Genomic DNA, 11906 nt, shown 5'->3' with positions numbered 1-11906 from the left:
GCGGACGCTGCACGCCCTCGAACCCGTGCCCCACACCACCATCAGCCCTCGGCGAGAAATCGGACCCCGGAAACATCAGCCGGTGGATCCGGGCTGAAAGGCCCGCCACCTGGCTCGGCGAAAAGGGTTTCGTCGGAGGCACCGAAGACCCCACCGGCCTCACCCACCTGGGAGCCCGCGAGTACGACGCGACCAACGGACGGTTCATCAGCGTCGACCCCATCGGCGACCTGAAAGACCCCCAACAGATCAACGGCTACGCCTACAGCAACAACAACCCTGTCACCTTCTCCGACCCCACTGGACTGATCCTCGCCTGCGGCAGCGGAGAGCCCGCATGCCCGAGCGGCCCCAAGGGAACGCCGGTAAACGCAGTTTCCAGCGGAGCAACTACCTCCGATGCAGGAACGACCAACAGCGCAGGCACGGCCAACCACAGCCAAGGCGGCCTCGACGGCGTGACGTGCTACAACTTCTCCGGCGGATACGCCCTATCCGTGCCGTGCTCTAGCGGAGAGCCGAGCAACCCCAAGGCACGCGGGGGTTGGAAAGAAGTACTTGGAGCAATTGGCCGCTGGCTAACAGAATCCGCTGAAGCGGCCTCTAACGCCAGTCCATGGTGCTGGATAGAAGACTGCAGTGGTGCGACAGACGCATACGACGAATTCATCAGTACCAAGGGCGTCGACACTGACTCCGTGCACTACAAAGACACCCAAGTTGCACTCGACGTCGCCAGCATGGCTAGCGTCGCAGGGCTGGGTAAAAAACTCCTCAAAACTCTGACGAAGAAGAATGACGTTCCTACGCCAAGCTGCAAATGCTTCCTTGCCGGCACGGCCGTCCTCATGGCGGACGGCAAGACGAAAAGCATCGAAGAAATCGAGCTGGGCGATAAGGTGCTGGCCACCGATCCCGAGACGGGAGAACAGGGGCCGCGCGAGGTAACCAGCCTTATCGTCACGAAAGACGACAAGCGTTTCAACGAACTCTCTATTGCCACAGAAGCGGGGATCAAGAAGCTTACGGCGACCCATGAACACCCCTTCTGGTCCCCCTCGGAACTCGACTGGGTACCCGCCGCCGACCTGCAACCAGGAATGACCCTGCGGACCGACGACGGCGCCACGGTCATCGTCACCGCCAACAAGGCGTTCGCCACGACCTTCAGCACCACTTACAATCTCACTGTCGACGACCTGCACACGTACTATGTGGTGGCAGGGACCACACCGGTCCTCGTTCACAACTGCAACCTGGGCGACTATGCCGACAGCGTTCGCAACGAACCTGGTGTGAAGTTTGCCTCCGAGTACACGTCTCCTTCAGGGGCGAAGTACTACGGCCGCAATAAGCATGGCCAGCAGGCGGAAGGGCCGTTGGCGGATGCGCTCGAACGGACAGGGCATCATGGAGGATGCGCAGAGGTGCACTGTCTCATTCAGGCCCAGGCAGCTGAGGGGCCCGAGGCCATCAGGGGCGGAACCATGCGAACCGTGAGGACGCGGAACAACTCCATGCCAACATCGAATACGGATGGGCATGGTGAACCGGCTCACCCCTGTGGTCGTTGTGGCCGACTGCTGGAAGACCTGGAGATCAACTGATGTCCCTGATTCGCTTCGACTCGCTCAGCGAGGATCTGCTTGGGGCGCTCGTTGCGTCCGGATGGAGCGCAGACAGGAAGGTTGACCCAGGTCAATGGGTCTTGCCGCTAGAGGGTGAAGGCTACCGGTCCCATCCATTGGCAGAGGAAATCCTCGCGGCGGTGGGAGGGCTCTCAATCGAGCCGGTAAATCGAGTCGGTCCGAACTTCAGTAATGACGAGCCTTACAACTTCGATCCCATTGCCGCTGGATCAGGGCAGCGTGATCTAGCGGCAGAGGTGGAAAGCATTCTTGGTGGGGACTATTTCCCCATCGGTGAATGGCTCAGTTGTTCAAGCGTTTTCGTAGAAGCTGGGGGGAGGGTGGTTGCTGCTGGCATGGGTTGGATCTGGGAGCTTGGTTCCACCTTTGAGGACTCCCTAGAGTTGGCGGTCTGCGCGAATCGCCCACTGAACTGTCTGCACTCCGATCCGGGACTCGATCCTTGGCCGAGGCCTGATTCTCGTTAGTGAATCTCGGCCGCGTAGAGCTTCACGTAACGAGGCTTCTGGCCGGGTTGACGGCAGTAGTTGACGGCAACGGCGGCGGACACCTGGTGTCCGCCGCCGTTGCCGTACGTATGTCAGGAGTGGTCGAGGGCGCGGCCGAGGGAGTCGATGGCGTCTCGCTGGAGGCGGAGTCGGACGTGGGCGTAGACGGTGGCGGTAACGCCGATGTGGGCGTGGCCGAGCAGTTCCTTGATCACGACGAGTTCGACGCCTTGCTCCAGGAGCAAGGTGGCGGTGGAGTGGCGGAGGTCGTGGAAGCGGATGTGGCGGAGGCCAGCCCTGCGGAGGATCGTGGTGAAGGTGCGGGTGAGGTTGGTCGGGTCGATCGGTCTGCCCTGCACTGTGGTGAACACGTGCGCGTCGTGCTGCCACGTGGCGCCCGAGGCCTCACGCTCGCGCTCCTGCTGTTCGTGGTGGAGCTTCAGCGACTGGACGCAGCGGGTGGGGAGAGCGATGCGGCGCTCGGAGGCGCGCGTTTTGGTGGGTAGCGTGGTAAGCCCGCCGGTGCTGGTGCGCTGAAGTGTGCGGCGGATGGCGGCCGTGCCCGCGTCGAGGTCGAGGTCTTCCCAGTGGAGGCCGAGAAGTTCGCCCTTGCGGAGTCCGGTGTGGAGGGCGAGTTCGAACAGTGCGTGCAGCCGGTGTCCGCGCGTAGTCGAGAGGAACTGGCGGGCTTCGTCGGCGGTGAGTGGTTCGAAGCGCCGGGGCCGTGGGGTGCCGGTGCGGACGTTGCGGGCGACGTTGCGCGGGATCTCCTCTTCACGTACCGCGTGCTCCAGCGCGGACTTGAGGACGGAGTGTACGTAGGCCAGGGTCAGGGGTGAGAGCTGCTTGGAACAGCACTTTCCGGCGGCACAGCAGAGGGGTTGGTCGCGGGCGGTGTCGAGGCCGCGGGTGCAGCACTGGCAGGTGGTGCGGAGCTGGTTGAGCCAGGTGCGGATGTCCTTGGCGGTGAGCTTGGCGAGCTTCTTCCGTCCGAGGCCGGGGATGAGATAGAGCCGGGCAACGGCCGTGTAGCGGGTGTGGGTGTTCTCGCGGAGCTGGTGGACGGCGACAGCGTCGAGCCAGTACGTCAGGTACGTGGCCACGCTGCCCTGCGCGGACGGGATGGGGAGGCCGCGGTTGCTGGCGGCGATCTTCTCCGTGAGCTTCGCCAGGGCCTCCTTGCGGGTGGTGCCGTAGACGCGGACGCGCTTGCGGGTGTTGCCGGGGGCGAGGACGTATCCGGCGGCTTCCCAGCGGCTGTCCTTGCGCTGGTAGACGGTCCCGTCGCCGTTGGCGCGGATACGGCGGGAGGCGGGGGTGTCGCGGGGCGTGGCCATCAGGCGGCTTCCTGTTCGAGTCGGGCGTGGATGAAGTCGGTGAGGGCGTGGGTGGGGATGCGGCGGGCGCGCCCGAGGGTGATCGAGGCGAGCTGGCCGGAGCGGAGGAGGTCGTAGACGGCGGAGCGGCCGAGCTGGAGGTGGGCCATCACTTGGGGCACCGTCAGCAGATCCGGTACTGGGACCGCTCCCGTGCGGAGGACGGTCGGCGGGGGCGAGGTCATCAACTGCCGCCTTCGGCTGCAAACTGCCGTTCCAGTTCCTTGCGGTGCCAGACTTCGGCGGCGAGGAGGTTCGCGCCGGGGCTGTACCCCGAGCCGAGGTAGTCCCAGTGGCCGACGACGAGGGTGGTTGTCGGATCGGGTTCGGGCAGGCCGGCGTGGGCGCGGGTCTGTTCGGTGCGCCAGGTGCGGCGGGCGTCGCGCAGCGTGCCGAGGGTGGTCGAGTAGGAGCGGGATTTGGTGGAGAAATGGCCGCGGAAGCCGAGCATGTGCGCCCACTTCCAGAGCCTGAGGTCGGCGAACTCCGGGAGGCGGCCCAGTTCCCAGCAGGTGCGGATCATCTGCCGCACGTGCCGGGCGACGGCGAGCCGGGGCAACGGCCGGGCCTGCCCGGTGCCATCGCAGGCGGTGCACGGGAGCGGGGTGCCGTGGGGCAGGAGGGTGACGCCGCGTCCCTGGCAGGGGCGGCAGAACAGCTGGTGGTCGAGGGTGCCGGAGGTGTCGGCGGACTTGGTGGCGTACTTGGCCACGTAGGCGGCCACGGCCTGGTCGCTGAATTCGGCGTCGGTGCCGAAGGCGGCGATCTCGCGTACGTCGAGCTGCTGGCCCCAGGTGAGTTCGCGTTCCCCGACCGCGTCGGAGTCGACGGAGATGCGGGCGCGCGGCGCGGCGGCGCGGATGGCGTCGGCGAGCACGGTGACGGTGGCGTACGGGGGCGGGGGCTGGGTGCTGCCGTCGGGTCCGTCAAGGCGGATGACGGCGTGGAAGTGGACCAGGCCGCGCTTCTGGTACTCGGCGACCTTCGCGAAGGACACCCGCAGTACGGCGCGGGCGGCCTTCTGGGTCATGCCGAGCCGGACGGCGAGCTCGCGGCGCAGGTAGGTGGTGAAGCGGGCCCACAGGGCTCCGGCGTGGGCGTTGAAGAGGACCGCGCCCGCGTAGTCGTACGTCGCCGGATTGAGCGGCGTGCCGAGCAACGGGTCCGTTGAGTCGTGGTGGGTGCCGCAGCGGCAGGGCCGGGCGTCGGGGCGGTTGTGGACGGGGCCGAAGGACGGTGCGGTGAGGGTGGCGAAGACGCGGGGGTGGGTGCGGACGGTGTCGGGCACGTTCTTGCCGCCCGAGAGGCCGGCGCGGATGAGGTGGTAGGTGTCGGCGGCGTAGAGGCGGGAGCAGGCCGGGCAACGGGAGGCGCGGCGGTTGCCGCACGCGGTGAGCAGATTGCCGGTGGGCTCGGTGTCGGTGGAGTAGGAGCGCAGGACTTCACCGGTCGTGGTGTCGAGGGTGGTGGTGCGGCCGGTGAGGCGGACGGGTTCGGTGCAGCCACCGAGGCGTTCGATCTGCTGCTGCGCGCGGTCGAAGTCGGGATGGTTGACGAGGTGGAGCAGGTCCCGCACGGCGGGGCTTGTCACGTGGCGCAGGTCCAGGGCGACCATTCGAGGCGTGTCCCTTCTGTCGGGTGGGGCACCGAGCAGCAACAGGCCGTGACTGTGGGCGTGTTGCTGCTCGGGCCATGACGAACCAGGCCCATCGGGTGGGCGTGGGTTGAGCGAGGGGGATGCGGCCGTGAGGGCCGGGGCTCAGAGCTGAGCGAGGGCGGCGGTGGCCACCGGCAGGGCGACGCCCATGCGAGTCCCCAACTGGGCCGCTGTGATCGGCACTTCGTGATCGGCGCGGTGGGTGTCCGCGATGCGCCGGGCCGCGTCCAGCAGGGCAGCCGGCAGGGCCGGGACGGAGGCGGGTCGAACCGTCTTCGCGACGGTGACGGGCAGAGCAGCGACTGGAGCCGGGGCGGGCTGCGGTTCCTCGGCCGGGGCGGCAACGACGTCCGGGATGAGGGTCGGGGGTGCTTTGTCGGGCAGCGGGCAGGAGGCAGAAGCGGGAGTGTCCTCGCGGTGCGGGGTGGGGCGGGTGAGGGTGTGGAACTGGGCGAGGAAGGCGGGGCCGACGTGGCCCCAGCCGAGGAGCAGGAGCGGGGCGACGGTGTCCAGGCAGGCCCGGCCGTAGCGTCCGGCCAGCAGGGGTTCGGCGGTGTTCAGGGCGAGGGTGAGCAGCCCGCACAGGTGCAGCAGCCGGGTACCGGCCCGCAACTCCGCCTTGGACACGCCGCGCAGGGCCAGGAACCGCAGCGCGACCAGGAGACCGACAACGGACAGGTCCACCATGGGAGCGATCAGCGGCGCGATCGGGCGGGGGACGCCGAGACGCAGGGCGAGTGCCCAGACGTTGCCGAAGGAGAAGACGAAGGCCAGGGCCGCGATGACCGCCATGACCACGGTCACAGTGCGCCGGGTGAACCGTTCCTCCGCCATGATCTCAACCTCCCTTCTAGTGTGGGCGTTTCGGGGTCACTTGGTGAGCGAGGGCGCGGGCGGTGTCGTCCGGCCGGTCGAGCGCAGGAGGGCGTCCAGGCACAGGTCAGGGTCGGCGGTCAGGTGCGAAGTGGCGTCCGCGACGCGGGCGGCGTCGGCGTCGGAGACGTAGGGGGTGCGGATGCGGGTGTAGCCCGGGCGGCCCTGCATCGCCATCACCGCGACGCCGACGTAGGCGGGGTCCTGCAAGGTGACCGGACTGGCGTCGGGCCAGTTGCGGATGTCCTCACCCAGCGCGGCCACCGCGGCTTCCACGGTCTTCTGCGCGAACGACAGCCCGATGGGGCACACGTCGCGGATGAAGGTGGGGATGGCGTCGCCGGTGGTCTTCTGGCTGATCAGGATCACCAGGATGCCGACGCTGCGGCCCTTCTTGACCAGGTCCTCCACCAGCCGGGCGTTCTCCGCCGTCAGCGCGGCCAGGCGCATGGTGGTGGCGTCGCTGCCCTTGTACTCGCGGAAGTACGTGTGCGCCTCATCGATGATCAGGACCGTGAGCGGCCACTCCGGAGAGGGGCCGACGTGCCACATGTTCTTCACGCCCAGCACGTCACGGATGGTCGCCGAGCGCCGCTTGCGCAGCTCCACCAGGCGCTTGAACAGCTCGTTCGCCTCATCCAGGTCGTCACCGCAGAACGCGAACATCCGCTTGACCAGGTCGGCGTAGTCGCCCTCCGATGCCCGCGACACCTTCCCGTCGGCACCTGCGATCTGCACGGCGGCCGACGGTGCGAAGTCGCAGACGAACTTGTTGACCCCCGAGGTCTTGCCCGCACCGGGGACGCCGGCCACCGTCACACCGGGCACGTTCGCCAGGGACACCCACACCCGGGCGGCGTACTCGTCCACACCAAGTTCCCAGCGCGTCAGGTCCGCGAGTGGTCGGCCGCTGGGCCGGTGGGTGGTCGGCGTGGTCAGCGGGTCGGAGCGCACGCCCCGGATCACCACCTTGCCGGGGCCGTCTGACAGCACGGATACCCGCGTGCACCGCCAGGCATCGGCCAGGAACCGCGCCGACTTCTGGTACTCCTCCAGCCCGACCTGCGGCAGCGTCCGGGCCCGCACGATCACCCCGAACTGGTCGGGCTTGACCTTGATCTTCGGAGTCAGCACCCGGGGAGCGGGCGGGGGACCGTCCTTCTGCGCGGTGATCTGCGCGAGCAGGCTCGGTGTCTTGTCGGTGACCGTCAGCCCGGCCATCCGCGCGAGCCGTACCCAGCCCCAGCGGACCCGGACGGCCTGCCGCATGCTGACCCGCGTGCCCCGGTCGGCCCGCACGTAGCGCACCACCGTCCACACCAGCCACACACCGATGAACGCCGCAGCGATCGGCAGCGCGTACGACGCGTATTCCGTCACAACTTCCACGTCAGGCCCCCTCTTCGTGTATCCGGCGGAATACGCCGCCCAGGTCGAGGTGGGCCACCTGTTCCGGGGCCAGGCCGAGCACATCGAGCACGGCAGCCGAGACGGCGAAGGTGGCCTTGCCTTCCGTACCAGGCAGGGGCCGGAGCGAGGACAACTCCCGCTCCGGCGAGCGGTGTTCGAAGCAAGTCACTGGTTCGCCTCCACCGTCACCAGCTCCAGGCGGGAAGCCCGGTAGGCGACGCCGTCGGAGAGCTGACCGTTGAAGATCCGCGCCCACGGGGTCGCGAACAGCTCCACCGGCCGCACCATCGCCCCCGGCTTCAGCCCGGCCGCAAGGCCCGTCTCCGGGACGGTGATCTTCAGGACTTCGGCGCGGCCGTCCTCCATGAGCATCACGGTCACCGTGTACAGCGACGCACCGGTCTCCCGGTCGGTGGCGACCTCCCCGGTCTGCTGGTCCTTGATCTTCAACGCCGGGTCGGTGCCCGCGATGCACACCGCCGACGGCAGCAGGGCAACACGGATTCGAGTCATGGCCATGCCATCACACCCCTTGTTCGGTGGAGCCGCTTGATCGGCTCGACATGGAGCATAGGGAGATGATCGCTCAACTTGCAAGGTCGATTAGGTTGTGACTTCGATCAGGTTGGTAGGTGGTCAGGTGGGAACCCGGGGATGTGCCTGTATCGCTACGGCTTGCTGGCGATACCGTGGGGACATGACCCTGCCCTTGGACGAGGACTCCCGGCCGCCGTACCTCCAGGCCGCCGAGGCCCTGCGGGACGCGATCCTCAACGGCGAGTTCCGCCCCGGTGAGCGCCTGCCTTCGGCCAACGTGCTGGGTGACCGGTTCGGCGTCTCCAGCTCCACCGTCCAGAACGCCCTGCGCGTGCTCAAGCGAGAGGGTCTGGTCTACTCCCAGCTCGGCCGGGGCAGCTACGTCAGCACCTCCATCGGCGGAAGCGACGAAGGGGCCGAGAGCGATCAGGACGAAGCCGACGTCGAGGGGCCTGACTGGCCACTCGACGTCATCCGCAACGACGACGCCCGACCGCCGTATGCCCAGGTCGCCGACATCCTCCGCCGGGAAATCGTGGAAGGCGCCTACCCCCCGGGTTCCCAGCTCCCGCCCGCCCGGGAGATCCAAGAGCGGTTCAAAGTCGCCAACTCCACCGCGCAGAACGCCTATCGACGCCTCAAGCAGGACGGGCTGGCGTACGCGGTCAAGGGGCGCGGCGTCTTCGTCCGCCAAGAGCCGGAACCGGGCAAGCACCATGGGCCCATCACGAACTACCTGCTGCGCGAGGAGATCGACCGCGAGGCGCGCGCAGCCGCCACCGAGTTCGCCGACCTCAGCGATGACGAGCTTCTGGAGCGAGAAGCAGACCTGGACCGGCGATGGGTCGTGGTCCGGGAGGAGCATCAGCGGCTCTTCAACGAGCGCCGGAAGGTCAAGCGAGAAAAGAGCCGCCGCGGCCTGTTCCTGCCATCCCTCCACGACGACGAAGCCGAGCCGGACGTGTCGCCGAGCGAGAAGCTGAAGACCGCGCTGGCCGAATCGAAGAAGCGTCGGCAACAGCGGCCCTGACCTCGACCCGGCAGCCCAACCGGTGGGTTCGACGGGGTTCGACGGGGTGAGCTGTTCAGAGTTTCTTTACTTGATCAAGGGCGTCCCGCTGACGCGGGCCGCCGCGCGCCGGCGGTCGGTGACCGCCGCCCGCTCCTGTCTGCCGCCCCGCTGGCGACGGCCGCCGACCACTCGGCGCGCAGAGCCCGGGAGCGTAGGCCGGACCACCAATCGGAAGCCCCGGTCCGACCGCTCAGCAGCAGACTGGCCGGGCACGTGAGAGGCTGCCCGGCGGGCTCGCGCCGTCCCGGACGCCCATGCTTGGTGCCTGGCTGGGGGCCGTGACGATGGAGATGACTGGGCTGACGCCGGTGCGGGGTTGAGCGAGACACACGTGGCGGGTGGTCGGTCGGCGCGCCCGCCGTCGTGGCTGACTTTCTGTGGCTGAGGCCAGAACCCCGTGCTCATGGGTCCGGCATGTGAGCGCCCGTCCCTGCCGGGGCTGATGAGGACGGGGGAGCCTCGATCGGCCACGCCCGGCAGGGACGGGAGTCGAGTGGGTCAGAGCGGGGCGCCGCCTGGGCGAGCAGGACGGGTCACATCTGCCGCCAGGCCCGCCAGGGCCGGGTGATGATCTCCCGGTAGGTGTGGTGGGACGGGTTTTGGCCGCAGTGCCGCAGCACCCAGTTCTGCGGTTCGGCGAAGTCCTCGCTCGTCGGCGAGGTCTCTCCGTCCACGGCGCACTGCATCGCGTACAGGACCGGCTCCGCATCCGGCTCGCGGTCGGGCTGGAGAGTCCAGGTCTCGTATCGCAGGACCGAGCGAGGGGTCACCGTCCCCACCTCCGGTTGGCCACGGTCACCTTCGCGCTCAGCTCCTCTGTCGGAGTGGGCGCACGTACGTCTTCGGGAGGCACGTCCCACTCCCGGCCACCGCGTGGTGGCCGAAGTTGCACATACGGCCCCACATGCCCCATGACCACGCCCACCTTGTCGTTCCGTCGGTCGACCACCAGGGCGCCGACATCGGGCGAGACGGTGTGCCCGTCGGTATCAGGGGTGGGGGCCGTCATCGTGACCACCCCGGCGAGGCGGTGCGCGACCGGGCGTCCAGTCTCAGGGCGGGAACACATGGGGTGGTGCTCTTTCGCACGGTGACGCTCCTCGGCGGCGTGGATGCGTGCCCCTGGGCCCGTCGGTGCCGCAGGGTCGGCACCGATCCTCACGCCGGTCACCGGGACGAAGGAACCTCCACCAAACCCCACTTCGGGACGTCCCGCACCGTGTAGAACGTCCCTGGTGCCGTCATGAGACGAAGGGGGAGACTCGTGCCGAACGAGAGACTACGAGCCGTCATGGCGGCCGGAGGCTGGACATACGCCACCCTCGCCCAGGAGGTCGAGGTCGACCCCAAATCGGTCGAGCGCTGGGTGAACCTCGGGCGCATCCCACGCCGTGCCACAGCCCTCCAGGCGGCCAAGGCCCTGGGAGAAGACGTGCACGCACTCTGGCCGGCGCTCCGCCAAGCCCGCCCCGTCCGCGCCATCAGCCCTGAACTGGTGGCGCTTTACGAACAGCGGGCCGACATCCCCGTTTCGGCGTTCACCGACCTGATGGCCCAGGCCCGGGAACGGATCGACATCCTCGTCTACGCGGCCGTCTTCCTCCACGAGGCTTACCCGCGGCTCAACGAACTCCTCACCGAACGCGCCGCCGAAGGCTGCACCGTCCGCATCGCGATCGGAGACGCCGACAGCGACAACGTCCAAGCCCGCGGCCAGGAGGAGCGGTTCGGCCACGGCATCGAATCCCGCTGCCGCCTCGCGCTCATGCACTACAGGCCGCTCGCCGGCACCCCCGGCATCGAAGTCCGCACCCACGGCACCACGCTCTACAATTCCCTCTACCGCGCCGACGACCAGCAACTCGTCAACGCCCATGTCTGGGGCGTCAACGCCTACGCCGCCCCGGTGTGGCATCTTCGTCGACACGAGACAGGCGGAATGTTCGACACCTACACCGAGAGCTTCGACGCCGTGTGGGCAACGGCGACGCCAGTACGAGAGGAAGGCTGACCGTGGCCCGCACCGAGTACTACGACGACCCCAGCGCACCCAAGCCGAACAGCATGGTCGTCGCCGCATCCGCCGTCGTCACCGACGACCACGGCCGCATCCTCCTCCAGCGCCGCCGCGACAACGACCTATGGGCGCTGCCCGGCGGCGGCATGGACCTCACCGACTCCCTGCCCGGCACAGCCGTCCGCGAAGTCAAGGAAGAGACCGGCCTCGACGTCGAGATCACCGGCCTGGTCGGCACCTACACCGACCCGAAACACATCATCGCCTACGCCGACGGCGAGGTCCGCCGCCAGTTCAACGTCTGCTTCACCGCCCGCATCACCGGTGGCCATCAGCTGGAAATCTCCGACGAGTCCACGGAACTCCGGTTTGTACCGCCCGAAGAAATCGAGCAGTTGCCGATGCACCACACCCAACGGCTCAGGCTCCAGCACTTCTTGGAACACCGCGAGAAGCCGTACCTGGGCTGAACCGACTGACGGCAGTAGCTGACGGCAACAACCCCGCACAACCACGGCCACCGACGCACGTCACCGGACCAGCAAACCTCGCTTGACCTGCATAAAAGCAGGTCGAGGGGCTCGCGTAGCACACGTACTATGTGCTGGCGGGGGCCACGCCGGTACTCGTTCACAATTCCAACTGCCCGCTGACTGGCGGCTTCAAGTCAGGTGTGACCCCTGACGAGATCACCGATATCAACCGTGGTTTCGGTGGTGAAACCCTGCTCAGTGAGCTGTTCCCAGTAACCGTCGGCTACCGTCCGTGAGCACGAGGCGCGTCGCGCGATCCGCGGTATCCCCAAGTCCGGGCAGGCGTAAGGCCCC

General features: G+C 68.0%; 15 protein-coding genes. 6 read left to right on the top strand and 9 right to left on the bottom strand.

The features are described from left to right. A partial coding sequence (locus ACGF8A_RS34120; protein WP_393114641.1) for a polymorphic toxin-type HINT domain-containing protein occupies positions 1–1607 on the top strand: 1607 nt, incomplete at its 5' end. Further along, positions 1607–2116 (top strand): SUKH-3 domain-containing protein, encoded by a 510-nt coding sequence (locus tag ACGF8A_RS34115; protein ID WP_393114638.1) that lies wholly within the window; start codon positions 1607–1609, stop codon positions 2114–2116. The genes ACGF8A_RS34120 and ACGF8A_RS34115, both read left to right, overlap by 1 nt. A 113-nt stretch (positions 2117–2229) precedes the next feature. Here the strand turns inward: ACGF8A_RS34115 and ACGF8A_RS34110 are convergent, their stop codons facing one another. The 7 genes from ACGF8A_RS34110 to ACGF8A_RS34080 all read right to left on the bottom strand — a co-directional run bounded on the left by ACGF8A_RS34110 (position 2230) and on the right by ACGF8A_RS34080 (position 7972). Further along, the gene (locus ACGF8A_RS34110) at positions 2230–3474 is read right to left on the bottom strand and encodes a tyrosine-type recombinase/integrase (protein WP_393114636.1); all 1245 of its coding nucleotides are present in this window, start codon (positions 3472–3474) and stop codon (positions 2230–2232) included. Continuing rightward, on the bottom strand, positions 3474–3698 hold the full coding sequence (locus ACGF8A_RS34105; RefSeq protein WP_393114633.1) for a helix-turn-helix domain-containing protein: 225 nt from the start codon (positions 3696–3698) through the stop codon (positions 3474–3476). Before ACGF8A_RS34105 ends, ACGF8A_RS34110 begins: the two co-directional genes overlap by 1 nt. Further along, a complete protein-coding gene (locus tag ACGF8A_RS34100) occupies positions 3698–5128 on the bottom strand; it encodes a replication initiator (RefSeq protein ID WP_393114631.1) in 1431 nt (476 codons plus the stop codon). The genes ACGF8A_RS34105 and ACGF8A_RS34100 overlap by 1 nt, the downstream gene beginning before the upstream one ends. A gap of 144 nt (positions 5129–5272) precedes the next feature. After that, positions 5273–6004, bottom strand: coding sequence for a DUF2637 domain-containing protein (locus tag ACGF8A_RS34095; RefSeq protein WP_393114629.1), 732 nt, complete (start codon positions 6002–6004; stop codon positions 5273–5275). Positions 6005–6040: 36 nt separating this feature from the next. After that, on the bottom strand, positions 6041–7432 hold the full coding sequence (locus ACGF8A_RS34090; protein WP_393114627.1) for a cell division protein FtsK: 1392 nt from the start codon (positions 7430–7432) through the stop codon (positions 6041–6043). A 1-nt stretch (position 7433) separates the two neighbouring features. Beyond that, positions 7434–7622 carry a hypothetical protein gene (locus tag ACGF8A_RS34085; protein ID WP_393114625.1) on the bottom strand — a complete coding sequence of 63 codons (189 nt, stop codon included), beginning with the start codon at positions 7620–7622 and terminating at the stop codon, positions 7434–7436. Further along, positions 7619–7972, bottom strand: a complete 354-nt coding sequence (locus ACGF8A_RS34080; RefSeq protein WP_365597164.1) for a hypothetical protein — start codon at positions 7970–7972, stop codon at positions 7619–7621. The genes ACGF8A_RS34085 and ACGF8A_RS34080 overlap by 4 nt, the downstream gene beginning before the upstream one ends. Before the next feature lie 178 nt (positions 7973–8150). Here ACGF8A_RS34080 and ACGF8A_RS34075 point away from each other — a divergent pair, with 178 nt between their 5' ends. Beyond that, complete coding sequence (locus ACGF8A_RS34075) at positions 8151–9020, top strand: winged helix-turn-helix domain-containing protein (RefSeq protein ID WP_224349277.1); 870 nt, start codon at positions 8151–8153, stop codon at positions 9018–9020. Positions 9021–9595: 575 nt separating this feature from the next. Here ACGF8A_RS34075 and ACGF8A_RS34070 read toward each other — a convergent pair. After that, complete coding sequence (locus tag ACGF8A_RS34070) at positions 9596–9841, bottom strand: hypothetical protein (protein ID WP_385860428.1); 246 nt, start codon at positions 9839–9841, stop codon at positions 9596–9598. Then, a complete protein-coding gene (locus ACGF8A_RS34065) occupies positions 9829–10080 on the bottom strand; it encodes a hypothetical protein (protein WP_393114645.1) in 252 nt (83 codons plus the stop codon). The genes ACGF8A_RS34070 and ACGF8A_RS34065 overlap by 13 nt, the downstream gene beginning before the upstream one ends. 273 nt (positions 10081–10353) lie before the next feature. On the opposite strand from ACGF8A_RS34065, the gene ACGF8A_RS34060 reads away from it, so the two are divergent. The 3 genes from ACGF8A_RS34060 (at position 10354) to ACGF8A_RS34050 (ending at position 11848) form a co-directional block, all read left to right on the top strand. After that, on the top strand, positions 10354–11073 hold the full coding sequence (locus ACGF8A_RS34060) for an XRE family transcriptional regulator (RefSeq protein ID WP_393114643.1): 720 nt from the start codon (positions 10354–10356) through the stop codon (positions 11071–11073). A gap of 2 nt (positions 11074–11075) precedes the next feature. After that, positions 11076–11549 carry an NUDIX domain-containing protein gene (locus ACGF8A_RS34055; RefSeq protein WP_393114620.1) on the top strand — a complete coding sequence of 158 codons (474 nt, stop codon included), beginning with the start codon at positions 11076–11078 and terminating at the stop codon, positions 11547–11549. A gap of 131 nt (positions 11550–11680) precedes the next feature. After that, on the top strand, positions 11681–11848 hold the full coding sequence (locus tag ACGF8A_RS34050) for a hypothetical protein (protein ID WP_393114618.1): 168 nt from the start codon (positions 11681–11683) through the stop codon (positions 11846–11848). Positions 11849–11906 lie beyond the last annotated feature (58 nt).

The sequence above is a fragment of the Streptomyces sp. NPDC047706 genome (genome assembly GCF_043204795.1).
GTDB lineage: Bacteria > Actinomycetota > Actinomycetes > Streptomycetales > Streptomycetaceae > Streptomyces.
This window is presented reverse-complemented; position numbering and strand designations above follow the sequence as displayed.

Bases quoted from the DNA above. Each gene is read 5' to 3' on its own strand.
- ACGF8A_RS34080 (WP_365597164.1), bottom strand. From the start codon at position 7,972: ATGGCCATGACTCGAATCCGTGTTGCCCTGCTGCCGTCGGCGGTGTGC.
- ACGF8A_RS34115 (WP_393114638.1), top strand. From the start codon at position 1,607: ATGTCCCTGATTCGCTTCGACTCGCTCAGCGAGGATCTGCTTGGGGCG.
- ACGF8A_RS34110 (WP_393114636.1), bottom strand. From the start codon at position 3,474: ATGGCCACGCCCCGCGACACCCCCGCCTCCCGCCGTATCCGCGCCAAC.
- ACGF8A_RS34105 (WP_393114633.1), bottom strand. From the start codon at position 3,698: ATGACCTCGCCCCCGCCGACCGTCCTCCGCACGGGAGCGGTCCCAGTA.
- ACGF8A_RS34100 (WP_393114631.1), bottom strand. From the start codon at position 5,128: ATGGTCGCCCTGGACCTGCGCCACGTGACAAGCCCCGCCGTGCGGGAC.
- ACGF8A_RS34095 (WP_393114629.1), bottom strand. From the start codon at position 6,004: ATGGCGGAGGAACGGTTCACCCGGCGCACTGTGACCGTGGTCATGGCG.
- ACGF8A_RS34060 (WP_393114643.1), top strand. From the start codon at position 10,354: ATGGCGGCCGGAGGCTGGACATACGCCACCCTCGCCCAGGAGGTCGAG.
- ACGF8A_RS34075 (WP_224349277.1), top strand. From the start codon at position 8,151: ATGACCCTGCCCTTGGACGAGGACTCCCGGCCGCCGTACCTCCAGGCC.